This is a genomic window from Enterobacter sp. R-25 (genome assembly GCF_049913205.1).
Taxonomy (GTDB): Bacteria; Pseudomonadota; Gammaproteobacteria; order Enterobacterales; family Enterobacteriaceae; genus Enterobacter; species Enterobacter ludwigii.
The window spans coordinates 622,708-646,491 of sequence record NZ_CP183982.1; the positions used below are offsets into that span (position 1 = coordinate 622,708).

At 55.5% G+C, this 23,784-nt stretch carries 22 protein-coding genes; 9 read left to right on the forward strand and 13 right to left on the reverse strand.

The features are described 5' to 3' along the window. Positions 1-8 precede the first annotated feature (8 nt). Both deoB and deoD read left to right on the forward strand, forming a co-directional pair. Positions 9-1,232, forward strand: a complete 1,224-nt coding sequence (gene deoB, locus ACN9MQ_RS02990; RefSeq protein ID WP_020885280.1) for a phosphopentomutase — start codon at positions 9-11, stop codon at positions 1,230-1,232. A gap of 104 nt (positions 1,233-1,336) precedes the next feature. Continuing rightward, positions 1,337-2,059, forward strand: coding sequence for a purine-nucleoside phosphorylase (gene deoD / locus ACN9MQ_RS02995; protein ID WP_013095492.1), 723 nt, complete (start codon positions 1,337-1,339; stop codon positions 2,057-2,059). A 46-nt stretch (positions 2,060-2,105) separates the two neighbouring features. On the opposite strand, the gene ACN9MQ_RS03000 is transcribed toward deoD, so the two are convergent. From ACN9MQ_RS03000 to ACN9MQ_RS03040, 9 genes are all read right to left on the reverse strand, one after another. Next, positions 2,106-2,807 (reverse strand): DUF1120 domain-containing protein, encoded by a 702-nt coding sequence (locus ACN9MQ_RS03000; RefSeq protein WP_014168530.1) that lies wholly within the window; start codon positions 2,805-2,807, stop codon positions 2,106-2,108. Positions 2,808-2,924: 117 nt separating this feature from the next. Then, positions 2,925-3,494, reverse strand: coding sequence for a hypothetical protein (locus ACN9MQ_RS03005; protein ID WP_350223475.1), 570 nt, complete (start codon positions 3,492-3,494; stop codon positions 2,925-2,927). Next, entirely contained in the window at positions 3,491-5,905 is a 2,415-nt protein-coding gene (locus ACN9MQ_RS03010; protein ID WP_426021237.1) for a fimbrial biogenesis usher protein, read from the reverse strand. Before ACN9MQ_RS03010 ends, ACN9MQ_RS03005 begins: the two co-directional genes overlap by 4 nt. A gap of 15 nt (positions 5,906-5,920) precedes the next feature. Beyond that, positions 5,921-6,625, reverse strand: a complete 705-nt coding sequence (locus ACN9MQ_RS03015; RefSeq protein WP_044867940.1) for a fimbria/pilus chaperone family protein — start codon at positions 6,623-6,625, stop codon at positions 5,921-5,923. 71 nt (positions 6,626-6,696) lie between these two features. Beyond that, a complete protein-coding gene (locus tag ACN9MQ_RS03020; protein WP_014168534.1) occupies positions 6,697-7,413 on the reverse strand; it encodes a DUF1120 domain-containing protein in 717 nt (238 codons plus the stop codon). A gap of 252 nt (positions 7,414-7,665) precedes the next feature. Then, positions 7,666-8,376: a DUF1120 domain-containing protein gene (locus tag ACN9MQ_RS03025; protein ID WP_020885275.1), complete on the reverse strand. Its 711-nt coding sequence runs from the start codon at positions 8,374-8,376 to the stop codon at positions 7,666-7,668. Between the two features lie 271 nt (positions 8,377-8,647). Then, positions 8,648-9,340, reverse strand: coding sequence for a DUF1120 domain-containing protein (locus tag ACN9MQ_RS03030; RefSeq protein ID WP_113656601.1), 693 nt, complete (start codon positions 9,338-9,340; stop codon positions 8,648-8,650). A gap of 408 nt (positions 9,341-9,748) precedes the next feature. Further along, positions 9,749-10,765, reverse strand: a complete 1,017-nt coding sequence (lplA, locus tag ACN9MQ_RS03035; protein WP_014168539.1) for a lipoate--protein ligase LplA — start codon at positions 10,763-10,765, stop codon at positions 9,749-9,751. Between the two features lie 39 nt (positions 10,766-10,804). Continuing rightward, positions 10,805-11,449 carry a YtjB family periplasmic protein gene (locus ACN9MQ_RS03040; RefSeq protein WP_020885273.1) on the reverse strand — a complete coding sequence of 215 codons (645 nt, stop codon included), beginning with the start codon at positions 11,447-11,449 and terminating at the stop codon, positions 10,805-10,807. Positions 11,450-11,566: 117 nt separating this feature from the next. Between ACN9MQ_RS03040 and serB the strand changes: the two genes are divergently transcribed. Genes serB through nadR form a run of 3 tightly spaced genes read left to right on the forward strand, consistent with a single transcriptional unit; the run spans position 11,567 to position 15,200 of the window. Continuing rightward, positions 11,567-12,535, forward strand: a complete 969-nt coding sequence (gene serB / locus ACN9MQ_RS03045) for a phosphoserine phosphatase (RefSeq protein WP_020885272.1) — start codon at positions 11,567-11,569, stop codon at positions 12,533-12,535. Positions 12,536-12,546: 11 nt separating this feature from the next. Further along, positions 12,547-13,932 carry a DNA repair protein RadA gene (radA, locus tag ACN9MQ_RS03050; protein ID WP_014168542.1) on the forward strand — a complete coding sequence of 462 codons (1,386 nt, stop codon included), beginning with the start codon at positions 12,547-12,549 and terminating at the stop codon, positions 13,930-13,932. A 35-nt stretch (positions 13,933-13,967) separates the two neighbouring features. Further along, positions 13,968-15,200, forward strand: a complete 1,233-nt coding sequence (gene nadR / locus ACN9MQ_RS03055; protein WP_014168543.1) for a multifunctional transcriptional regulator/nicotinamide-nucleotide adenylyltransferase/ribosylnicotinamide kinase NadR — start codon at positions 13,968-13,970, stop codon at positions 15,198-15,200. Positions 15,201-15,258: 58 nt separating this feature from the next. Here nadR and ACN9MQ_RS03060 read toward each other — a convergent pair whose 3' ends face one another. Next, entirely contained in the window at positions 15,259-16,260 is a 1,002-nt protein-coding gene (locus ACN9MQ_RS03060) for a zinc-binding alcohol dehydrogenase family protein (protein ID WP_020885270.1), read from the reverse strand. Positions 16,261-16,368: 108 nt separating this feature from the next. Here ACN9MQ_RS03060 and ACN9MQ_RS03065 point away from each other — a divergent pair, with 108 nt between their 5' ends. Beyond that, positions 16,369-17,268, forward strand: coding sequence for a LysR family transcriptional regulator (locus ACN9MQ_RS03065; RefSeq protein ID WP_020885269.1), 900 nt, complete (start codon positions 16,369-16,371; stop codon positions 17,266-17,268). A 67-nt stretch (positions 17,269-17,335) separates the two neighbouring features. Here the strand turns inward: ACN9MQ_RS03065 and ettA are convergent, their stop codons facing one another. Next, entirely contained in the window at positions 17,336-19,003 is a 1,668-nt protein-coding gene (gene ettA, locus ACN9MQ_RS03070; RefSeq protein ID WP_014168546.1) for an energy-dependent translational throttle protein EttA, read from the reverse strand. Positions 19,004-19,230: 227 nt separating this feature from the next. Here ettA and sltY point away from each other — a divergent pair, with 227 nt between their 5' ends. Together sltY and trpR are read left to right on the forward strand one after the other, a co-directional pair. Then, the gene (sltY, locus tag ACN9MQ_RS03075; RefSeq protein WP_020885268.1) at positions 19,231-21,168 is read left to right on the forward strand and encodes a murein transglycosylase; all 1,938 of its coding nucleotides are present in this window, start codon (positions 19,231-19,233) and stop codon (positions 21,166-21,168) included. A gap of 54 nt (positions 21,169-21,222) precedes the next feature. Then, the gene (trpR, locus tag ACN9MQ_RS03080; protein WP_020885267.1) at positions 21,223-21,552 is read left to right on the forward strand and encodes a trp operon repressor; all 330 of its coding nucleotides are present in this window, start codon (positions 21,223-21,225) and stop codon (positions 21,550-21,552) included. On the opposite strand, the gene yjjX is transcribed toward trpR, so the two are convergent. Next, entirely contained in the window at positions 21,543-22,058 is a 516-nt protein-coding gene (gene yjjX, locus ACN9MQ_RS03085) for an inosine/xanthosine triphosphatase (protein ID WP_014168549.1), read from the reverse strand. The genes trpR and yjjX overlap by 10 nt on opposite strands. A gap of 50 nt (positions 22,059-22,108) precedes the next feature. Here yjjX and gpmB point away from each other — a divergent pair, with 50 nt between their 5' ends. After that, positions 22,109-22,756, forward strand: coding sequence for a 2,3-diphosphoglycerate-dependent phosphoglycerate mutase GpmB (gene gpmB / locus ACN9MQ_RS03090; protein ID WP_014168550.1), 648 nt, complete (start codon positions 22,109-22,111; stop codon positions 22,754-22,756). On the opposite strand, the gene robA is transcribed toward gpmB, so the two are convergent. Further along, positions 22,753-23,622 carry an MDR efflux pump AcrAB transcriptional activator RobA gene (gene robA, locus ACN9MQ_RS03095; protein WP_014168551.1) on the reverse strand — a complete coding sequence of 290 codons (870 nt, stop codon included), beginning with the start codon at positions 23,620-23,622 and terminating at the stop codon, positions 22,753-22,755. The two genes, gpmB and robA, sit on opposite strands and share 4 nt — an antisense overlap. Between the last annotated feature and the right edge of the window lie 162 nt (positions 23,623-23,784).

A 23,784-nucleotide genomic window follows, 5' to 3' on the forward strand; every position in this document is an offset into this window, starting at 1 on the left:
GAACAATTATGAAACGTGCATTTATTATGGTGCTGGACTCATTCGGCATCGGCGCAACCGAAGATGCAGAACGTTTTGGTGACGTGGGTTCCGATACCATGGGTCACATCGCTGAAGCCTGTGCGAAAGGCGAAGCGGACAACGGTCGTAAAGGCCCTCTGACTCTGCCAAACCTGACCCGTCTGGGTCTGGTGAAAGCCCATGAAGGTTCTACCGGTAAAATTGCAGCCGGTATGGACGGCAATGCGGAAGTGGTAGGCGCGTACGCCTGGGCGCACGAGCTCTCTTCCGGTAAAGATACCCCGTCTGGCCACTGGGAAATCGCCGGCGTGCCGGTTCTCTTCGACTGGGGTTACTTCTCCGATCACGAGAACAGCTTCCCGCAGGAGCTGCTGGACAAGCTGGTTAAGCGTGCCAATCTGCCGGGCTACCTCGGTAACTGCCACTCTTCCGGTACCGTGATTCTGGACGAACTCGGTGAAGAGCACATGAAAACCGGCAAGCCGATTTTCTACACCTCTGCCGACTCCGTGTTCCAGATTGCCTGCCACGAAGAGACCTTTGGCCTGGATAAGCTTTACGAGCTGTGCGAAATCGCACGTGAAGAGCTGACCGAAGGCGGCTATAACATCGGTCGCGTGATTGCACGTCCGTTTATCGGTGATAAAGCGGGTAACTTCCAGCGCACCGGTAACCGTCATGACCTGGCCGTTGAACCACCGGCACCGACCGTACTGCAGAAGCTGGTTGACGAGAAAGACGGCCACGTGGTGTCCGTGGGGAAAATTGCAGACATCTATGCCAACTGCGGTATCACCAAAAAAGTGAAAGCCACTGGTCTGGATGCGCTGTTTGACGCCACCATCAAAGAGATGAAAGAAGCGGGTGACAAGACTATCGTCTTCACCAACTTCGTGGACTTCGACTCCTCCTGGGGCCACCGTCGTGACGTGGCCGGTTATGCCGCGGGACTGGAACTGTTTGACCGCCGTCTGCCGGAGCTGATGGAGCTGGTGGGGGAAGATGACATTCTGATCCTGACCGCCGACCACGGCTGCGACCCAACCTGGACCGGTACCGATCACACGCGCGAGCATATTCCTGTGCTGGTGTACGGCCCGAAAGTGAAACCTGGCTCACTGGGCCACCGTGAAACCTTCGCCGATATCGGTCAGACTATTGCGAAATACTTTGGTACGTCCGACATGGAATATGGCAAGGCCATGTTCTAAACACATCCGGGCGTATCCCCTCTCCCTCCGGGAGAGGGAGAACACCATGCAGGCCGGGCAGGCGCCGCCGCCACCCGGCAAAAACACGATAAAAGGAACTGAAGATGGCAACTCCTCACATTAATGCCGAAATGGGTGATTTCGCTGACGTCGTATTGATGCCGGGCGACCCGCTGCGCGCGAAGCATATTGCAGAAACTTTCCTCGAAGACGTGCGTGAAGTGAACAACGTTCGCGGCATGCTGGGCTTCACCGGTACGTACAAAGGCCGCAAAATCTCCGTGATGGGTCACGGTATGGGTATCCCATCCTGCTCCATCTACACCAAAGAGCTGATCACCGATTTTGGCGTGAAGAAAATCATTCGCGTAGGCTCCTGCGGTGCAGTACGTATGGACGTTAAGCTGCGTGATGTGGTTATCGGCATGGGCGCGTGCACGGACTCTAAAGTTAACCGTATGCGTTTCAAAGACCATGACTTTGCCGCCATCGCTGACTTCGGCATGGTGCGTAACGCGGTTGACGCCGCAAAAGCGCTGGGCGTAGACGCACGCGTGGGTAACCTGTTCTCTGCTGATCTGTTCTATGCACCAGACGGCGGCGAGATGTTCGACGTGATGGAAAAGTACGGCATCCTGGGTGTGGAAATGGAAGCGGCAGGGATCTACGGTGTCGCGGCTGAGTTTGGCGCGAAAGCACTGACCATCTGCACCGTGTCTGACCATATCCGTACGCACGAGCAGACGACCGCTGCTGAGCGTCAGACCACCTTCAACGACATGATCAAAATCGCGCTGGAATCCGTTCTGCTGGGCGACAAAGAGTAATGTTGTACTGCCGGGCGGCGTTCGCTGCCCGGCATGCTCTTCCCGGTTACAAATACACCACGCTGATGGTCGCCTGACCGTCAAACTCCGTATCTTCCGTTAAAGACAGATTCTTCAGATTCTCGACCGCCAGCGACACGTTCAGCGGGAAAGAGACGCTGGTGACCGCCATCGGGTCGTTTTTGCCCGCCGGCGCAACGCTCATCAGACCCAAATCTTTATTGGCGATGGTACCACCGTTGGCTTTCTGCCAGCGGCTCACGCCCGCTCCCGCGGTCACGGCCGTACGGATAGGCTCAGCGTTATTGCCGTTCGCCGTCACATCGCCTGGCGTGGTGTAGATGGAGTACGCGCCGATGTTTTTACCATCGTGCGTTTTGCCCAGCCCAAAGGTGTTCATCGCACCGCGAAGCTCACCGCCGTTAGCATTGGCGTTTTTCACCTTCAGGTTACTGCTGCCCGTGCTGGCGTTGGAATCGGTACGGTTATCCGCGATACTCCAGCCCACCTTTGTTGGCGTGGGGCAGTTGATCGTCAGCATCACCCCTTTTTCGCCCAGCTGCGTAGCCTGGGTTTGCGACAAATCGCCAATATGAATCCTGCCAAAATCGATCACGCCATTATTGCTCAGCTCCGGTACACACGAGGCACCGGCAAGCGAGGCTTTGACTTTCAGCACGGCGGTATCGCCCGCGTGTGCGGATGTGGCCGCCAGGGCCAGCGCGACAACGAGTAAACATTTTTTCATTGTTAATCCTTAACATAAATAAAAAGCATGACATTGCGGGGTATTAACCCGTCAGTATTTGTAACGGTAGTGCTTTTCTACGCTTCACGCAGGCAGGTACCTGACGCGTGAATGGGGTTATTCCTGTGTTAATAATTCCCAGGCCATATTGCTCTCAAGAAGGGTATTGTCAGCAACATGACGAAGCTGGCTGTTATTAATGACGGGAACAATCTTAAGGGTGAAGCTCATGTGTTTACCCCGCACCGGCACGGCATTTTGCCGGGCAACGAGACCTTCATTATTTTTGATAAACGCGCGTTGCGTCGGGCTGGAGGAGGGCGTAAAACCGATACGGTCCGTCGTTTTCGCCAGCGTGCAGGCATGCCCGTCAACCACCATACTGTCGGCAATAATGGCCAGTCGCCCGTCCTGACCAAAGAGAACCCCCCCGTTGACGCCGGCAGTGGACTGCACAAACAAGGCCATCACTCTCGGCTCCGGGCAGAAAACGTTGGCCGTAATTTCTTTGGCCGGCATTCGGTTCCAGTTCTTCTGCGAGGCGGCGATATCCGACGGTTTGAGTTGTCCAAACGAGACAACAGGCTGCGAAAACGTAACCTGACACTCTTCACTGGACGCGCGTGCGGAGAAGAGCAAAATCATGCTGGCAAACGCCGCGAATAAAAGGGAATAACAGGTTTTCACTGGCACATTCCTTCTGCTTTTTCGTAATAGGACTCGGTATTTTTGTCTTCGCTGAGCGAATACGTGATGTGGCAAATTTTTGCCATGTTGTCGTCCACCACATACAGGGCGGGCGCATCCGTGGCGTCGGGAATAAACACGCTGCCGTTATCCATTACGCTGACGATATAACGGCTGTCTTTATCCACCACGCTAAGCCCTCTGGCGAGCCATGACCCGTCAGGGCGTTTCACGCTCAGCATTAGACGACGCGTGTTCAGCACGTGGAAATCCACCTGCGCGAATGAGCCGTAAGCTGCGGAAACGGTCTGTATCCCGTTCGATAAATCCATTCCCTGTGGCAGGGAGCTGGCATCAATGACAATCTGAGAGGTTTGCCACTCGCGCAGACCCGGCACCACGGCTTGTCCCCACGCATCGGTCCAGACGGTTCCATCGGGCGTGGTGATTTGAATACCGCTTTCCGGCTCGCTTAATCGCGCAATGCCAAAGGTGTCTTTAATCGGGTAGGGTGCAAACGTAATGCCATGACCATGCAGGGCGATGCCGCCGCTGAGGGAGGTGCTGTAATTATGCTGGTTCCCGTCATTCAGCCCTGCGGCCATGCCCAGCTGTGCGTAGTGCAGGTTGGTGCTGACATTGCCGTTAAACGACTGGGTCTTGTCCTGATTGTCGCGATCGACCGAGAGGTTGTAATTGGTGTTTTGACCCCACGATCCGCTATCCTGAATACCGAGGTTTTGTTTTTCACCCTGGCTGCGCATATAGGTACTGATGCGCTCAGTGCCAAACGGAATGACCAGATTAAGATAGAGCAGGTCGCCATCACTTGTGCCGCCCTTCTCCGTCTCACTGCTGCTGAGGGCGTGCTGCCAGTTCACTGAGAGCGACGTGTGCCCCAGACTCTTGCCCCAGGAGACCATCAGGTAGCGGGAGCTACTGCTCTCTTCATCCCCGGCATTCTCGCTGTACTGGAATGAAAGCGAGCCAACCCACGCGTTGTTCCAGTTGAGGCTGGTATTCCAGGCGCTTTGATAGCGCTGGGATTCAGCGTCCATCGCCTCGTTTAACTCCCGGTAGCCGGTGCTGTAGGTTGATGCGCTGACCCCAAGCGTGAGTTGCTCGGGCAGGGAAAGGTGACTTTGCAATTCTATCTTGCGGCCATTTTGTTGACCGTAGAACTGCGCGCGGCTCATCTGAACGCTGGGAGAAAGCAGCCAGTATTCGGCTGGCGACCATTCCAGCATCGCCCCGAGGGCCTGATACTGCTCTGCCAGCACGCCCGCCGTGACGCCGGTGAGCTGGGGCGTAAACCGGGTTCCGTCAGAAAAATTAAATACCCAGGGCGACCCTTGTTCATCCCCGGTATCGCGAACTTTACCCAACGAGACGCTGAGCCCTTCAGTGCGCGTCATCCCGCTCACGTTCAGTGAGGAGGAGGGAACCGTAAACGTCGTGGTGGAACCGTCGGTTTCGACCACGCTGATGTCCAAATCCACGTTGCCACGCACCACCGGGACATCGGTCAGAGTAAACGGACCGGCATTCACCAGCGAAGAGTAGATAACCTGCCCGGACTGACGAACGTCAACGCGCGCCTGGTTGGTGCGGGCGATGCCGGAAATGGTCGTCGCCGGAATATTCGGTTGCAGGCCCGTTTCCGGCATGAACTGTACGCCATTAATTTGTGCGCCACTGAACAGCGCCGAGTTGACGTTAATCTGCCCCGCCTGAATGCGAAGTTTCCGTTCTTCGAAGACGTGTTCCGCGTAGGTATAGAGATTCTCTGTGCTGCGGGTTCCGTTATCGTCGGTCAGGATAAAGTTGCTGCGCAGCGTCCAGTTCGCCACGTTGAGACCGGCGCCAATATTGCCCTGGGAAAAGGTACTGTTTCCGCCGCTGCCGTACTCGTTGTAGTTGCTGAACGCACTGTAATTGATAAGACCCGCCGCACCGCCGTGCGCGTAGTATTTCGCGGCATAAAAACCATTGTCCATCGCCTCTGCGGGAACATAAATCTCAAGCGACTCCGCGTTGGGCAGCAGCGTGACGGTGGCCGTCGGGTAATCTTGCAGAAGATTATGGCAGGGCTCTTTTGCATCGATATTCAGCGGAAGAAGACCTGCCGCACGGGTAAAGTCATCATCCAGACACAGTTGCCCTTCCTCTCCCACGCGGATCGCAAGCGTGCCTTTATCGACGCCGTTAATTTTTACCTGCACGGCATGCGGCCCCGGCAGGTATCGCTGGGCCTGGGAGAAGTAGTGGGCGAGGTTGGTGCTGATACCGCGGGTCGCCAGAATATCGGTATTAAAATCCATACCGGCCGCCGATACCGACTGGGCGGGCAATGTCAAAGCCCCCAGTATGGCGGCGCGAAGCGTCTGATTACGCAAAGAGAACTCAATCACCAAAACATCCCTGTCTTACTGGCGCGTCAGGGAAGCGGTAAAGCTCTCAACTTCAATCCCGTAGCGGCTGGCCGGATTGAACTCAATGGCGTTATCGGTGCCGTTAACCGGGGTGTCGGTCTGCACCGTCATGGTCTCTCCCGGCAGGATAAACGTCTTGTTGACCAGACCTTCCGTATGCGAAGGCAGTAAGGTGACAGAGGTGGAGAAACGGACCACGTAGGCGGACGGATTCTGCACCTTGACCTCTTTCCCGGTGACTGACCAGGTCAGTAATTTCCAGGCGTCGGTGACCACCGGCAGATCTTTGGGATGGATCAGGACCGGTAAATCCTGACGCAGGTTGATCCCGACCTTCACGTTTTTATCCGTGCTCTTGGGCGGAATACCTTCGAACACCACGCGTTTGTACTGTTCAACGCTAAGCGGTTTGTCGGTTTCAAGAATAAAGCGAACCTGTTGCTCCTGGCCTGGCTCGAGGCGCACCACCGGCTGGGTGACGTTGAGTTTTACCCCCTGGTCGCCCCCGATATCCCGGATGGAGGTATAAAGCAGGGTGGGAATGCTGTCGGTGTTTTTCACGCTCATGACGCCGCCGTGGTTCGCTTCGTCAATCAGCAGCAGGGTGGTTTCAGGCACCATTCCGGCGGCAAAAAGCGAAGCCGGAAGGGCGAGGCACAGTGAGCAGATCAAACGTGTTGATGTGTGGATCGTAGACATAGTGGGTTTCATTCGCTGGTCAGGAAAAAAACTCCCCATGTAACTGGAGAGTTTTGCGTCAGGGGGCTGGATTAGAGGTAAACCAGGGTGATCGTTGACTGGCCTTCAAGCTCGGTTTTGTCGGTCAGGGTCAGCTTGTCGCTTGGGGCTACGGCCAGCGCAATCTTCAGCGGGAATGCCGCGCTCATGAAGGCTAAAGGTGCACGCTGGCCGCTTTTGGAAACGGTCATGACGTCGGTGCCATCGTTGGAGAGGATGCCGCTGGTCCACATGTTCATCCAGCTTCTGCTGCTGATCGTGCCGCCGGTATAGAGGGTAGCCGCGATAGGCTGTACCGCCGCGCCGTCTGCGGTAACGGAGGTCAGGTAGGTAGAAATGGCATACGCACCGATGTTCTCGCCGGCGCTGGTTTTACCTACGCCGTTCAGTTGGCTGGAGCCAGATGCCTGGCCACCGTTTGCGGTAGCGTTATCCACGTGGAACTGGTTGGCTGGCAGGCTGGCACCGGCGTTGGAGTCCGCGCGATCGTCGTGAAGCGTCCAGCCCACGCGTGTGGCGGACTGGCACTTGATGGTCAGGGTGACATCTTTATGACCTGCCTGATATGGCACGCTGGAGGAGAGGGAGTCCAGACCGATTTCACCGAAGTTGGCCAGACCCCCGTTGCTGATTTCCGGCACGCAGCCTGCGCTGGTCAGTGAGCCCTGTACTTTGAGCATGGCGGTCGGTTCTGCGCAAACGGCTGTTGCCGCCATGGATAGCACGGTGGCAAGAAGAAGCTTTTTCATTGTTATTCCTTAACCTGAAAGAGAGTGACTAAAAAAGATATTTTTAGTCCGCAAAGTGCTTGCATGAATACACGTGTTAAATAACAAGCGCCGCTGATTCTATTAATGATTCACAGAATGCAATAATTAGATTTTCTAACGAGCACATTGAGATTTTATTAAGTCATTACAATCAGATATGAATGGATTTATATTCTGCTTTAAAACGGCGGAATATCTCCGCCGGAGAAAAGAAAACATGACCTTAACGTATCAGAGATAAACCAGCGTAATGGTGGTTTCGCCGCTCAGTTGAGCTTCATCAGTCGTGGTCAGGCGATCGGTATTCACAATGGCCATCGAGACTTTAAACGGGAAGACGACGTTGGTAATCGCCAGCGGAGAAGATTTGCCTGGGGTGGTCGCCGTCATAATTTCTGCGTTACCGTTGGCAATAATACCGGTACTCAGGTTACGCCACATGTATTCGCCATTGCTGTTGACGTACGCCGGGGCATAAATGGCCTGAGCCGGAAGACCATTGGCGGTAACTTCATTCACGCGCGTTGCGATGGCATACGCCCCAATCTTTTCGCCCGCCGCCGTGGTGCCAACGCCATAGGTCGTACCAGCGCCCCAGGCATCACCCCCGTTATCCGCCGCATCGCGGATGTAGAACTGGCTGGACGTCAGGTCATTTGCCGCATTGGTATCTTCTTTATTGTCCGCGATGCTCCAGGCCACTTTGGTCGCTGAAGGGCAGGTAATGGTTAACGACATGTCCTTTTGACCCATCTGATTCGTCTGGGTAGGCGAAAGTTGATCCAGGGCAATGGTGCCAAAATCGATAGAACCGCCATTGCTTAATTCAGGCGTACAGGACGCATTATTCATTTTGCCCTTCACCTTCATCACAACGGTAGAGTCGGCGAGCGCAGCGTGAGAAGCCACGGCAATCAGAGTGGCGAGAAGAAGTTTTTTCACTGTTATTCCTTAACCAAAAAGTGGACATTTTCTTGTGTGCGTGTAATTAACGTATTGATTCACAAGCGCGGGAATTCTATTAATGGTCAGAGTTATTTGTGAAATGAGAAATTCTACACTCGGTTGTGAGTTTAATTAAGGGCTGTAAATACAATCATGTATGTATTTACGTCTTGCGAATAATATGATGGATGCAGTATGAATAAAGGAATAAAAAACGGCGAATTAAATTCGCCGTCAGAGATACGTTATCGCCTGAGCGATAATTTAATTAGAGGTATTTCAGCGTAATGGTCGCCTGACCATCCAGTTCGGTATCTTCGGTAATGCTCAGTCTGTTGGTATTCCTGATTGCCATGGAGACTTTCATTGGGAATACGGCTTCGGTAAAGGCCATCGGCACGAGTTCACCCGGTTTGGCGACGGACATGGTTTCGTAGTCATCCAGAACAAGACGACCCGTCGTATTTTTATTCCATTTAGTCAGATTAGTGCCTCCCGCGGTAATCGCATCAGCAGGTGCGCCGTCTACCGTGACATATGGCAGGTTGGTATACACTGCCCATCCGCCAATCTTCTGGCCCTCTTTGGTAAAACCTAAACCGCTTGTGTACTGAGGGCTGAATGTCGAGCTGCCATCAACGGCAGAATCATCGACTTCAATATAATGGCCATCAGCCAGACTGTCTTTGCGGTTGTCGTACATTGTCCAGCCGACTTTGGTCGCAGAATTACAGGTAATTGTCATGGTGATATCACGCTGGCCGAGCTGGTTATCCTCAGTCGCGCTCAGTGAGCCCATTGATATTTTGCCATAATCTACTGCACCGCCGTTGCTCATTGTAGGAGTACATGACGCGTTGGTCAGTTTGCCTTTCACTTTCATGACGGCGGTGTTAGCCGCATGGGCTGCGGTCATGGACGTTGCCGCAGCGATGGCCGCGACAAGAAGAATTTTTTTCATTGTTGTTCCTTAACGAAGAGAAATTATAGAACTGTCGACTAGTAATGTAATCAATAGGTTTTATATATGGGTATAACCACGGGCGGTAGTATATTGTGGCTGCTCTAAATGGTGTATTTAGAATTTCTAAACGGGCAGTAATGAAAATATAAAAGCATAGATGGTGTGAATATTTTCACGCATTTTACGGGCATATTTCCGCTTTTATTGTTCAATTTATTATTGAAAGTTATTAGCGGTTTTCGTAAGGCCGGGAAGCATTCAATGCCCTTCCCGACGATAATATAATATTTTTTAATAAGATGGGGCAGGCTGGATCCCTGAAGCCTGCTTAAAAAATAAGAATAAGAGGTTATCGCGTAAACAGGTTACATCACTCACCCGGCGAAGCACGCCGGGCAACATAGTTTAGCGTACGGCCTGCGAAAGCCAGGCAGAAAGCTCGCCCAGCTCGATTGCCTGATCGGGGAACTCGCCACGTAACGCCTCACATGTCAGCTGCACCGTGTCGGCACGATACAGGCAGCCCTGTAAGCGGCTGGCCAGCGCCTCCAGCGGCGCAGGGTTCAGGCTGTCCGTAAAGACCTGTGCCCGGGTAATGTGGCCTTTTTCCACGTCAAAATGAAGCTCCACGCCGCCCCAGGTGAAGCGCTCGTCCAGCAGGTGCGAGAAGGCCGGCGCCTGACCAAAGTTCCACTCCCAGCTGCTCTGACGGGCAAAGGTTTCCGCAAAGTTTGGCAGGTCAGGGGTGTTATCCGGGGAGATCACTTCGGCTTCGACCCGCTCGCCGTAGTGATCGAAAAACGCTTCGCGGATGGCATCGCAGATCTGTTCGTGGGTGATGCCCGGCAGTAATTCGATCAGGTTGGCGACGCGGCCTCGCACGGAGGTGATACCTTTGGCCTGCAGCTTTTTCTTATCGGGATTAAGGTAATTCGCAAGACGGCTGAGGTCGGCGTTCAGCAACAATGTCCCGTGATGGAATCCCCGGTCCAGGGTTTCACGGTAGGCGGAGCCGGAGACTTTGCGATCCCCGTCGGGGGTTTTGACGACCAGATCGTTGCGGCCTGACGCTTCGGCAGTCACGCCCAGCGATGTCAGGGCGTTAAGCACAATCGCGGTAGAAATGGTTTTATCGTATTCAGGTTTGCCCGCCATAAAGGTAAAGCAGGTATTGCCGAGGTCGTGAAATACCGCGCCGCCGCCGCTGCTGCGTCGCGCCAGGCGGACGTTATCCTCTTCCATACGCCGGGTATTACACTCTTTCCAGGGATTCTGCGCACGGCCAATCACCACCGTATCGGCGTTGCGCCATAAAAATAACACCCGTTGAGTGGCTGGCATCTGACGGAAGATGCACTCTTCTACCGCGAGATTGAACCAGGGATCGTGAGAGTCAGAGATAAGCAGGCGTAACGTCGTCATGGCAAAGTTCCTTTTCCGAATCGTAAGCCTACTTTATCACTATTCTTTCTTATCGCCCTCGTCCTCTTCGGGCACCGATTTACTGGCGGTCAGGAGGAAAGGCGATTGCTGCCAGCGGGTGCGTTTACCCTGCAGCAGCGTGCGTGCCAGCACCACACCGATGGCCAACGAGAGCAGCAGCATCAGGCGCAAAATATTGGTGGTGTTGTCCACCTGTTTTGCTTCGGTGGGCAGGGTGTGGGTGTCGAGCGTCAGGCGCAAATACCCGAGCGGACCATTTTTCCCCTGCACGGGTTCGACGATCTGCTGATTGAAATAGCCGCCGGCTTTTTTGCCGTCCAGCGCCAGCCTGTCACGGACGTCAACGTGCTCACCGGCACGGGCGATCAAGTCGCCCTGTTCGTCGTAGACACCGGCATCAAGAATGCGGCTGTTTTCGGTTAACTGGCGTAATATCTGACCTATGCGCTTCTCGTCCGGCGTTTCGGTGCGCATCGCCGGGGCGATGTTGAGCGTGACCTGACGCGCCAGAGTTCGCGCCAGTTCCTCAAACTGCGGGTTACGTTGCCGCTGGTGATTCTGGCTGAACCACGATGCTCCTTGCATCAGCGCGACCAAGAGTGCGAGACATATCAGGACAATCACGGCACGATGAAGTCGGAATTTCAGTTTTGCGCGAGCCATATTCCACCTGCTGAAAATTTACGGCTTAATGTTGCCAGAAGTGATGGTTACAAGGTAGCCTCATGCGTTATTTTCCCTCTGGAACCTTCCGGCGCGAACGAATTCACAGGAGCTTCAATGCCGAACATTACCTGGTGCGACCTGCCTACGGATGTCTCTTTATGGCCAGGATTGCCGCTCTCTTTAAGTGGTGATGAGGTGATGCCTCTGGATTACCACGCTGGCCGTAGCGGCTGGCTGCTGTACGGACGCGGCCTGGACAAGCAACGCCTGACCCAATATCAAACCAAACTGGGTGCAGCGATGGTCATCGTGGCGGCCTGGTGCGTAGAGGATTATCAGGTCATCCGCCTGGCAGGTTCGCTGACGCAGCGCGCGACCCGCCTGGCGCATGATGCCGGCCTGGACGTGGCGCCTCTCGGCAAAATTCCACACCTGAAAACGCCGGGTCTGCTGGTGATGGACATGGATTCCACCGCCATCCAGATCGAGTGCATCGACGAGATCGCCAGGCTTGCCGGCAGCGGCGAGCTGGTGGCCGATGTGACCGAACGCGCGATGCGCGGCGAGCTGGATTTCACCGCCAGTCTGAGACAGCGCGTGGCGACCCTGAAAGGGGCGGATGCGAACATCCTGCGCCAGGTGCGTGATGAGCTGCCGTTAATGCCGGGGCTGACGCAGTTGGTGCTGAAGTTAGAAACGCTGGGCTGGAAAGTGGCTATCGCCTCGGGCGGGTTCACCTTCTTCGCCGACTACCTTCGCGACACGTTGCGCCTGACCACCGTAGTGGCGAATGAGCTGGAAATCATGGACGGAAAGCTGACCGGCCAGGTGATCGGCGATATCGTGGATGCCCAGTACAAAGCCAATACCCTGACCCGTCTGGCGGAAAAATATGAAATTCCTGTCGTCCAGACCGTTGCCATCGGTGATGGCGCGAACGACCTGCCGATGATCAAAGCGGCAGGCCTTGGCATTGCCTACCATGCCAAGCCTAAAGTGAATGAAAAGACGGAAGTCACCATCCGTCATGCTGACCTGATGGGGGTGTTCTGCATTCTCTCCGGCAGCGTGAATCAGAAATAACGAGGTAAACCGTGGCGAAAGCTCCAAAACGCGCATTTGTCTGTAATGAATGTGGTGCGGATTATCCGCGCTGGCAGGGGCAATGTAGCGCCTGTCATGCCTGGAACACCATCACCGAAGTGCGTGGTGTGGCGGCTTCGCCGAGCGTGGCCCGCAATGAACGCCTGAGCGGTTATGCCGGCAACGCCGGTGTCGCGAAAGTGCAAAAGCTCTCGGATATTAGCCTCGAAGAGCTGCCGCGTTTCTCGACCGGCTTCAAAGAGTTTGACCGTGTGCTCGGCGGGGGAGTGGTGCCGGGCAGTGCGATCCTGATCGGCGGTAACCCGGGAGCGGGTAAATCAACACTGCTGTTGCAAACGCTCTGCAAGCTCGCCGAACAGATGAAAACCCTGTACGTCACCGGTGAAGAGTCCCTGCAGCAGGTGGCGATGCGTGCGCACCGTCTTGGCCTGCCAACCGGCAACCTCAACATGCTTTCGGAAACCAGCATCGAGCAAATCTGCATGATTGCCGAAGAAGAGCAGCCGAAGCTGATGGTTATCGACTCCATTCAGGTGATGCACATGGCGGATATCCAGTCTTCACCGGGGAGCGTGGCGCAGGTGCGTGAAACCGCCGCCTATCTCACGCGCTTTGCCAAAACGCGCGGTGTGGCGATTGTGATGGTCGGCCACGTCACGAAAGATGGCTCGCTGGCAGGGCCGAAAGTGCTGGAGCACTGTATCGACTGCTCCGTCATGCTCGACGGCGATGCCGATTCCCGTTTCCGTACGTTGCGCAGCCACAAAAACCGTTTTGGTGCGGTGAACGAGTTGGGCGTGTTTGCCATGACCGAGCAGGGGCTGCGTGAAGTCAGCAACCCGTCTGCCATCTTCCTCAGCCGGGGCGATGAAGTGACCTCCGGTAGCTCGGTGATGGTGCTCTGGGAAGGGACGCGTCCGCTGCTCGTGGAAATTCAGGCGCTGGTGGATCACTCAATGATGGGTAACCCACGGCGTGTGGCCGTTGGCCTGGAACAAAACCGCCTGGCGATCCTGTTGGCCGTACTGCACCGCCACGGCGGCCTGCAGATGGCGGATCAGGACGTGTTCGTCAACGTGGTCGGCGGGGTCAAAGTCACTGAGACCAGTGCGGATCTGGCGCTGCTGCTGGCAATGGTCTCCAGCCTGCGTGACAGACCGCTGCCGCAGGACCTGGTGGTGTTTGGTGAAGTGGGTCTGGCCGGGGAGATACGCCCGGTGCCAAGCGGCCAGGAGCGCATCTCCGAGGCGGCGAAGCACGGCTTTCGCCGCGCCATTGTGCCCGCCGCCAACGTGCCGAAAAAAATCCCGGAAGGGATGCAGGTCTTTGGCGTGAAGAAACTCGCAGATGCGTTAAATGTCTTTGACGACTTATAATTACGTATTCGATTTTGCAGGAGGCACCGTAATTTATGTCATCATTTGACTACATCAAGACCGCAATCCGCCAGAAAGGCTGCACGCTGCAGCAGGTGGCGGATGCCAGCGGCATGACCAAAGGCTACCTGAGCCAACTGCTGAACGCCAAAATCAAAAGCCCCAGCGCACAAAAGCTGGAAGCGTTGCACCGCTTTCTGGGGCTTGAATTCCCGCGTATGCAAAAGAACGTCGGCGTGGTATTTGGCAAGTTTTACCCGCTGCATACCGGGCACATCTATCTTATCCAGCGTGCCTGTAGCCAGGTGGACGAGCTGCATATCATCATGGGTTACGATGAAACCCGCGACCGTCAGCTGTTCGAGGACAGCGCCATGTCGCAGCAGCCAACCGTGCCGGATCGCCTGCGCTGGCTGCTGCAGACCTTTAAGTACCAGAAAAACATTCGTATTCATGCTTTTAATGAAGAGGGCATGGAGCCGTATCCGCACGGCTGGGATGTGTGGAGCAATGGCGTCAAAGCGTTCATGGACGAAAAAGGGATCACCCCGAACTGGATCTACACCTCTGAAGAGTCCGATGCGCCGCAGTTCCGCGAGCATCTGGGCATTGAAACCGTGCTGATCGATCCAAAGCGTACCTTTATGAACATCAGCGGGGCGCTGATCCGCGAAAACCCGTTCCGCTACTGGGATTACATCCCAACCGAGGTAAAACCGTTCTTTGTGCGCACTGTTGCGATTCTGGGCGGCGAGTCGAGCGGGAAATCGACGCTGGTCAACAAGCTGGCCAACATCTTTAACACCACCAGTGCGTGGGAGTACGGGCGTGATTACGTCTTCTCACATCTGGGCGGTGACGAGATGGCGTTGCAGTACTCCGACTACGATAAAATCGCGCTCGGTCATGCGCAGTACATTGATTTCGCGGTGAAATACGCCAATAAAGTGGCCTTCATTGATACCGATTTCGTCACCACCCAGGCGTTCTGCAAAAAATACGAGGGACGCGAGCATCCGTTTGTGCAGGCGCTGATAGACGAATACCGCTTTGACCTGGTGATTTTGCTCGAAAACAATACCCCGTGGGTTGCCGACGGGATCCGCAGCCTCGGCAGTTCCGTCGACAGAAAAGAGTTCCAGAGCATGCTCATCGACATGCTGCACGAAAATAACGTGGAGTTTGTGCATGTGGAGGAGTCAGATTACGACAGCCGTTTCCTGCGCTGCGTAGAGCTGGTGAAAGAGATGATGGGGGAGCAGGGGTAATTCCCTCATCCTAACCCTCTCCTGAGGGAGAGGGCCGGTGTGAGGGGGAACCCCCCCCTCAATACTCAACCACCACTTTGCCACGCATATGCCCGTCCAGCACTTTTCGGTGCGCTTCGGTGATGCTTTCGACGCTCAGCCCGTGTAGCGTTTCGCTCAGTGAGCTTTCCACCACGCCGTTATCCACCAGCTTCGCAACCTCGTTTAAGATCTCGCCCTGACGCGCCATGTCGGCGGTCTGGTACATGCTGCGGGTGTACATAAACTCCCAGTGCAGCGCGGCGGATTTGGATTTCAGCTTATCCTGGTTCAGCGGATGTGCGTTCTCAACGATGGAGCAGATATGCCCCTGCGGTGCGATCAGTTCACTGACGGCATCCCAGTGGCCGTCGGTATCATTGAGAATGAAAATGTAATCCACAAACGTCAGGCCCTGTTTAGCCAGTTCACCTTTCAGGTCACGGTAATTCACCACGTGATCGGCACCGCGATCGCGACACCACTGAGCAGAATCTTCCCGCGAGGCGGTCGCGACGATCTTCACGTTGCTGCGATGTTTCGCAAACGGGATCGCCAGCGATCCTACGCCGCCCGCGCCGCCAATAATGAGCAGCGTTTTGTCCGGGCCGGCATCCTGGATATTCAGCCGTTCAAACAATCCTTCCCAGGCGGTGAGGGCGGTTAACGGCAAGGCGGCTGCGGCAGCCCAGCCGAGGCTTACCGGCTTATGCCCGACAATGCGCGCATCGATCAGCTGATGGGTGGTATTGCTGCCCGGGCGGGTAATATCGCCCGCGTACCACACTTCATCCCCCGGTTTAAAACCGCTAACGCCTGCACCCACGGCTTTCACAATGCCGCTGGCGTCCCAGCCGAGAACGCGTGGTTCCGTCAGGCCGCTTCTGACGATGCCCGCGTGAACTTTGGTATCGACCGGGTTGATGGAAACGGCTTTTACCTCAACCAGCAGATCGTGCTCGCCGGGCTGCGGCATCGGTTGGGTAATTTCAATGAAATCAGCAGGACTGTCTGGATTAACGGCAATGGCTTTAACTGACATGGTGAGCTCCTTTAGGGAAAGCGTGTTGTTGAGACTAGTCTATTAAGTGCTCAGTCGCGTGATAAGATGGACAATTAAGAACGAAGTGTTCGTGCAGGATGAACAATCATGTTTAAACAACTTCAGGATATGGCGCTGTTTGCGCTGGTGGCAGAGTTGGGCAGCTTTACCGCGGCGGCGCAGAAAGCTGAGCTGCCGAAATCCAGCGTCAGCCAGCGAATCAGCCAGCTTGAGCAGCAGGTGGGGATCCGCTTGCTCAATCGTACTACGCGCAGGCTGAACCTGACGTTCGCCGGCGAGCACTATCTGGTTCACTGCCGTGAGATGCTGGCGGCAAGTGAACGGGCGGAGTACGCCATTCAGCGGCTGCGTGAAAACCCCAGCGGTCGGCTGCGCATCACCTGCCCGGCCGGGATCGGCGCGACGCTGCTGGCGCATTTGAATGCGGAGTTCCAGCTCCGCTATCCGGACGTTTCGCTTGACGTGTCCATTTCTGACGACGTGCTCGACCTGGTCGAGTCAGGTTTTGACGTGGCGCTGCGTACCGGTAAGCCGCAGGACTCCTCCCTGATTGGCCGTATGATCGGTCATTGCCCGCGTTATATGCTGGCCTCACCGGCTTACCTGGCGCGCCGGGAGCCGCTGACGCATCCCCGGCAGCTGGTGGAACACCGCTGTATTACCCACAAGGCGTGGTCTGAGTGGCTGCTGCAAAGCGAAAGTGAGGATTACCGTTATCTGCCGGATAACGCCCATCTGACGGATAATCTGGTGTATGCGCGCGAATGTGCCATCGCCGGCGCCGGGATCACGCTGCTTCCCGCTTTTTTGCTTGAGGATAAGGTTGAAAAGGGCGCGCTGGTGAAGGTGCTGCCGGAGTGGAACGTCGAGGGGAACGATCTGTGGCTGGCTTACCCGAGCCGCAAGCTGAACTCGCCGGCGCTGATGCGTTATATCGACTTTGCGATGCAGTGTGATGAGGTGAAGCGGTTTTACGTGGGTGGGTGAACGGTGCGTCACTCACAGGGTGTAGGAACAAACAAAAAAAACGGCAACTGACGTTGCCGTTTTACATTTATTTCGCGATACGTTTGTACTTAATACGTTTCGGCTCCAGCGCATCCGCGCCCAGAGTACGTTTCTTGTACTCTTCGTATTCGGTGAAGTTACCTTCGAAGAACTCCACTTTCCCTTCGTCCTGGTAGTCCAGGATGTGGGTTGCGATACGGTCAAGGAACCAACGGTCGTGCGAGATAACCATTGCACAGCCCGGGAACTCCAGCAGGGCGTTTTCCAGTGCGCGCAGGGTTTCAATGTCCAGGTCGTTGGTCGGTTCATCGAGCAGCAGCACGTTACCGCCAACCTGCAGCAGTTTGGCCAGGTGCAGACGACCACGTTCACCACCGGAGAGCTCGCCCACGCGTTTACCCTGGTCGGTGCCTTTGAAGTTAAAGCGGCCAACGTAAGCGCGGCTTGGCATTTCAGTGTTACCGATACGCATGATATCCAGGCCACCGGAGACTTCTTCCCACACGGTTTTGCTGTTATCCATGGCGTCACGGAACTGGTCAACGGAAGCCAGTTTCACGGTTTCACCCAGAGTGATTGAACCACTGTCTGGCTGTTCCTGACCGGACATCATGCGGAACAGGGTGGATTTACCCGCGCCGTTCGGACCGATGATCCCCACGATGGCACCTTTCGGTACGGAGAAGGTCAGGTCGTCAATCAGCAGGCGATCGCCATAAGACTTACGCAGATTGGTGACTTCAACCACTTTATCCCCCAGACGTGCACCAGGCGGAATAAACAGTTCGTTGGTCTCATTACGTTTCTGGTATTCGGTGTTGTTCAGCTCTTCAAAGCGTGCCAGACGGGCTTTGCCCTTAGACTGACGGCCTTTAGCGCCCTGACGAACCCACTCCAGCTCTTTCTCGATAGACTTACGACGCGCGGCTTCCTGAGAGGCTTCCTGCGCCAGACGCTGGTCTTTTTGCTCCAGCCAGGAGGAGTAGTTGCCTTCCCATGGAATGCCTTCACCACGGTCAAGCTCCAGGATCCAGCCTGCAACGTTGTCGAGGAAGTAACGGTCGTGGGTGATCGCCACAACGGTGCCTTCGAAATCGTGCAGGAAACGCTCCAGCCATGCCACGGATTCCGCATCCAGGTGGTTGGTCGGTTCGTCGAGCAGCAGCATGTCTGGCTTTTCCAGCAGCAGACGGCACAGCGCCACGCGGCGGCGTTCACCCCCGGAGAGGTTCGCGATTTTCGCATCCCAGTCTGGCAGACGCAGGGCGTCAGCGGCGCGCTCGAGCTGCACGTTCAGGTTGTGGCCGTCATGCGCCTGGATAATCTCTTCAAACTTGCCTTGCTGAGCGGCCAGTTTATCGAAGTCCGCATCCGGTTCAGCGTATTTGGCATACACTTCATCCAGACCTTTCAGTGCGTTAACGACGTCAGAAACCGCCTCTTCAACGGATTCACGAACGGTGTGTTCCGGGTTGAGTTGAGGCTCCTGCGGCAGGTAGCCAATTTTGATGCCAGGCTGCGGACGGGCTTCACCTTCGATGTCTGTATCGATGCCGGCCATGATGCGCAGCAGGGTGGACTTACCGGCACCGTTGAGACCCAGAACACCGATTTTTGCGCCCGGGAAGAAGCTCAGCGAGATATTTTTAAGAATATGACGTTTCGGCGGGACAACTTTGCCGACACGATGCATGGTATAAACGAATTGAGCCACGTTGGACTTCGCCTCTTTTATCGTGATGAGAAAGAATATCAGCCTCGAAGTGTAGCCTTTTTCCCGTCCTAATCCCAGCCAGGAACGTCGGGAGTGTTAAAACGCGCAAGAAAGGTAAAAAAGTGTCCGCGACGTGGCGCGTTGCAGGATGCCTGGTTAGCATAAGTTAATTAGACTTTGACGTGGCAAGACGCTGCAATTGACGAAAAAACAATGAGGAAGAGCTTGTGGGAAAAGCCAAACAGGTGGTCTGGCGTCTGCTGGCTGCCAGCGTATGCGTGATGGCGGCAAGCCAGGCGGTGCATGCCGATTCACTGGATGAACAACGTAATCGCTACGCCCAGATTAAACAGGCGTGGGACAATAAGCAGATGGATACCGTGCAGGCGCTGATGCCGACCTTAAAAGCGTATCCACTCTATCCGTATCTGGAGTATCGGCAGATCACTGACGATCTCATGAATCAACCCACGGTCACCGTGAATAACTTTATTCAGGCGAACCCGACGCTGCCGCCCGCGCGAACGCTGCAGTCTCGTTTTGTGAACGAGCTGGCACGTCGTGAAGACTGGCGTGGGCTGCTGGCGTTTAGCCCGGAAAAACCGAACACCACCGAAGCCCAGTGTAACTATTACTATGCGAAGTGGGTTACCGGACAGCAGGAAGAGGCCTGGGCGGGCGCGAAAGATCTGTGGTTGACCGGAAAAAGCCAGCCAAATGCCTGTGATTCCCTCTTTGGCGCATGGCGTGCGTCAGGTAAGCAGGATCCGCTGGCGTACCTTGAACGTATTCGCCTGGCGATGAAAGCCGGAAACACGCGGCTGGTTACCACGCTTGCGGGACAAATGCCGTCTGATTATCAGACGATCTCAACCGCCGTCATCGCCCTGGCGAACGATCCGAACAGCGTACTGACCTTTGCCCGCAGCACCGGCGCGACCGATTTTACCCGCCAGATGGCCGCGGTGGCTTTTGCCAGCGTGGCGCGTGACGACGTGGAAAATGCGCGGCTGATGATCCCGCAGCTGGTGCAGGCGCAGCAGCTCAATGAAGATCAAACTCAGGAGCTGCGCGACATTGTGGCGTGGCGACTGATGAGCACCGATGTAACCGACGAGCAGGCGCGCTGGCGAGACGATGCGATTATGCGTTCGAACTCCACGTCGCTGGTGGAGCGCCGCGTGCGTATGGCGCTGGGGACGGGCGATCGCCGGGGGCTGAATACCTGGCTTGCGCGTCTGCCAATGGACGCCAAAGAGAAAGACGAATGGCGTTACTGGCAGGCGGATCTGCTGATGGAGCGCGGGCGTGACGATGAAGCCAAAGAGATCCTTCATGCGCTGATGCAGCAGCGTGGGTTCTATCCGATGGCGGCCGCGCAGCGTCTGGGTGAGGAGTACACGTTCCGCATTGATAAAGCCCCTGCTAACGCCAACCCGGCGTTGACTCAGGGGCCAGAAATGGCGCGCGTTCGCGAGCTGATGTACTGGAACATGGACAATACCGCCCGTAGCGAATGGGCGAATCTGGTGACCAGCCGTACGACCGATGAGAAGGCACAGCTTGCCCGCTATGCCTTTGATAACCACTGGTGGGATCTGAGCGTGCAGGCAACGATCGCCGGCAAGCTGTGGGATCATCTCGAAGAGCGTTTCCCGCTGGCCTATAAAGATCTGTTTGAGCGCTACACCAGAGGTAAAGACATTCCGCAAAGCTACGCCATGGCCATTGCCCGTCAGGAGAGTGCGTGGAACCCGAAAGTCCGTTCCCCGGTCGGGGCCAGCGGCCTGATGCAGGTGATGCCGGGAACCGCGACGCACACGGTGAAGATGTTTAACATCCCGGGATACAGCAGCCCGTCACAGCTGCTGGATCCGGAGACCAACATCAACATCGGTACCAGCTACCTGCAGTATGTTTATCAGCAGTTCGGCAATAACCGCATCTTCTCCTCAGCGGCGTATAACGCAGGCCCGGGCCGCGTGCGCACCTGGCTTGGCAACAGCGCCGGGCGCATTGACGCCGTCGCGTTTGTGGAAAGTATTCCGTTCTCGGAAACCCGCGGCTATGTGAAGAACGTATTGGCTTATGACGCCTACTATCGCTATTTCATGGGACAAAAAGATACCCTGATGAGCGATGCTGAGTGGCAGAGACGTTACTGATGGGGCGGGTTGTGTTATGCTGTACTCGTTAATGAGTACAACAGGCGGCATAACATGACCCAGCATTCCCCGTATTCCTCGGCAATGGCCGAACAACGTCATCAGGAGTGGCTTCGTTTTGTGGAGTTGCTCCGCCAGTCTTACGACCAGGATCTGCATTTGCCTTTATTGCAGCTGATGCTGACGCCGGATGAGCGTGAAGCCCTGGGCACACGCGTGCGGATCATCGAAGAGCTGTTGCGCGGTGAGATGAGCCAGCGTGAGCTTAAAAATGAGCTGGGCGCGGGTATCGCGACGATCACCCGCGGATCGAACAGCCTGAAATCCGCGCCGGTGGAGCTGCGTCAGTGGCTGGAGTCTGTGCTGCTGGGCGCTCAGCGATAAATCGCGTTATGGAACGGGCTCAGGGCCAGAATCACCGCCTGGTGGTAAACGCCTGAACGCGTCAGCGCGCCAGCGGTAAAGACGCCAATCGCGCCTTCTTTGCGGCCAATTTCATCGATGCCGGTGTACTGAGACATCACCGGCCCGAGCGCTTCACCCGCGGACACTTTTTCCAGAATGATTTTTGGCAGCGGCAGGGTTGCTGAACGCGCTTCTCCACGCTGTTCACGGTTCTCGATGACCACCCAGCTGAACGTCGCGCCTTCGTCGATACCCGCTTCAATTGCCACCCAGAAGTCAGCATCCGGTGCGGCAGCCCTGGCGTTTGCCACGCGATTTCGTGCGCCAGCGCGCGTTTCCTCGCTGCCAAACGGCTGTTCAGGCACGCCGCTCTCGACGCCGATGGCATCAATATGGCAGGATCCTTCGCCGAAAATCTCTTCGAATGCCCTTAGAATTGCCTGAATTTTGGCAGGATTGGTGGTAGCAGAGACAACATGGTGCATAATTAAGCTCGATTCAAAAAAAACTCATCGCAGTATAACGGAAAAAAAGCATGTTACAGGTATACCTTGTTCGCCACGGTGAGACGCAGTGGAACGCCGAGCGACGTATTCAAGGCCAGTCAGACAGTCCTCTTACTGAAAAGGGTGTGCAGCAGGCGTGGCAGGTGGCAGAACGCGCCAGAACGCTGGGCATTACGCATGTTATCACCAGCGACTTAGGTCGCACACAGCAGACGGCGCGCATCATTGCCGATGCCTGTGGTTGTGATGTCATGATCGAGCCGCGTCTGCGCGAGCTGGATATGGGCGTGCTGGAAAAACGGCATATCGATACGCTGACGGAAACGGAAGAGGGCTGGCGTCGCACGCTGGTCAACGGCACCGAAGATGGCCGTATTCCGGAAGGCGAATCCATGCAGGAGCTGAGCGTGCGCATGCATGCCGCGCTGGCGGAATGCCTGAAGCTTCCGGCCGGGAGCCGTCCGCTGCTGGTGAGTCACGGTATTGCGCTGGGCTGCCTGGTGAGCACGATTCTGGGGTTACCTGCGTATGCAGAGCGCCGTTTGCGTCTGCGCAACTGCTCTATTTCCCGTATCGACTATCAGGAAAGCGCGTGGCTGGCGTCAGGTTGGGTCGTAGAGATGGCAGGGGACATTTCGCATCTTGATGCCCCTGCACTTGACGAACTTCAGCGTTAACGACGTATCGGAATTAAGAATTCCATACGCAGATTGATTGGGCCTTCTTCCGGTTTAGCATCGCTTGCCGGATAGTAGCGCTCAATATCCTGACCTTTACGGCGATTCAGGTTCAGCATTGGCATGCAGGTTCCGTAAACGGTCAGGATAAATTCCTGTACACCCGTTCCCAGCCCTTCATAAGCGAACATCACGTATTCGCCGCCTTCCAGCACCACGGGCTTTGAACCCTGAATATAGCCATTCGCCAGCTCTGGCGTTAACGCGGTGGTGTAGAACACCTCCTGCTCGTCGTCTTTTTCCTGGCTTGGGTGCGTTTCGTTGAGACCATACAGGATGGGCGGGATCGCCGGTGCATGGCTCAGGAAGTCGCGCCAGAACTGAACGCGCATCTGATGACGGAATTCGGAAATCTGCTCCAGCGAACAGGAGTAGCTTTGCGTCGTACCAATCAGGTGCGTTTCTGGCAGGGTGATAAATTCATATTTCGGCATTGCAAACTCGCCCAGACGCAGCGGCGGACGCATGCCAAACGAGCTCCAGTCAGGCGAGCGGCGATAGAGCGCTGGCGTTAACGAGAACTGTTTTTTAAAGGCGCGGGTAAAGGTTTGCTGCGAGTCGAAACGATATTGCAGTGCAATATCCAGAATCGGCCGCGCGGTCAGGCGTAATGCCACCGCTGATTTTGACAGACGACGTGCGCGGATATAGGCCCCGATAGCATGACCGGTGACATCCTTGAACATCCTTTGCAGATGCCACTTGGAATAGCCTGCTTTAGCCGCCACATTATCCAGTGACAAAGGCTGGTCGAGATGACCTTCCAGCCAGGTGAGCAGGTCGCGAATAATTCCAGCCTGATCCATATACTATCCTCATCCTTAAAACAGCAGGTGCCTGATAACAGGTTAGCGGATAATAGCATTTTTTGATGTTTTAGCATTCAGTGTTTTTTTTGCGCATTAATGCCTTTTGTTCCTCGTTTTGGGTGAATATATTCTAATCCTGTGATCTTGCTACATTTTTGT

Bases quoted from the DNA above. Each gene is read 5' to 3' on its own strand.
- deoB (WP_020885280.1), top strand. From the start codon at position 9: ATGAAACGTGCATTTATTATGGTGCTGGACTCATTCGGCATCGGCGCA.
- deoD (WP_013095492.1), top strand. From the start codon at position 1,337: ATGGCAACTCCTCACATTAATGCCGAAATGGGTGATTTCGCTGACGTC.
- ACN9MQ_RS03000 (WP_014168530.1), bottom strand. From the start codon at position 2,807: ATGAAAAAATGTTTACTCGTTGTCGCGCTGGCCCTGGCGGCCACATCC.
- ACN9MQ_RS03015 (WP_044867940.1), bottom strand. From the start codon at position 6,625: ATGTCTACGATCCACACATCAACACGTTTGATCTGCTCACTGTGCCTC.
- ACN9MQ_RS03020 (WP_014168534.1), bottom strand. From the start codon at position 7,413: ATGAAAAAGCTTCTTCTTGCCACCGTGCTATCCATGGCGGCAACAGCC.
- ACN9MQ_RS03030 (WP_113656601.1), bottom strand. From the start codon at position 9,340: ATGAAAAAAATTCTTCTTGTCGCGGCCATCGCTGCGGCAACGTCCATG.
- lplA (WP_014168539.1), bottom strand. From the start codon at position 10,765: ATGACGACGTTACGCCTGCTTATCTCTGACTCTCACGATCCCTGGTTC.
- ACN9MQ_RS03040 (WP_020885273.1), bottom strand. From the start codon at position 11,449: ATGGCTCGCGCAAAACTGAAATTCCGACTTCATCGTGCCGTGATTGTC.
- serB (WP_020885272.1), top strand. From the start codon at position 11,567: ATGCCGAACATTACCTGGTGCGACCTGCCTACGGATGTCTCTTTATGG.
- nadR (WP_014168543.1), top strand. From the start codon at position 13,968: ATGTCATCATTTGACTACATCAAGACCGCAATCCGCCAGAAAGGCTGC.
- ACN9MQ_RS03060 (WP_020885270.1), bottom strand. From the start codon at position 16,260: ATGTCAGTTAAAGCCATTGCCGTTAATCCAGACAGTCCTGCTGATTTC.
- ACN9MQ_RS03065 (WP_020885269.1), top strand. From the start codon at position 16,369: ATGTTTAAACAACTTCAGGATATGGCGCTGTTTGCGCTGGTGGCAGAG.
- trpR (WP_020885267.1), top strand. From the start codon at position 21,223: ATGACCCAGCATTCCCCGTATTCCTCGGCAATGGCCGAACAACGTCAT.
- yjjX (WP_014168549.1), bottom strand. From the start codon at position 22,058: ATGCACCATGTTGTCTCTGCTACCACCAATCCTGCCAAAATTCAGGCA.
- gpmB (WP_014168550.1), top strand. From the start codon at position 22,109: ATGTTACAGGTATACCTTGTTCGCCACGGTGAGACGCAGTGGAACGCC.
- robA (WP_014168551.1), bottom strand. From the start codon at position 23,622: ATGGATCAGGCTGGAATTATTCGCGACCTGCTCACCTGGCTGGAAGGT.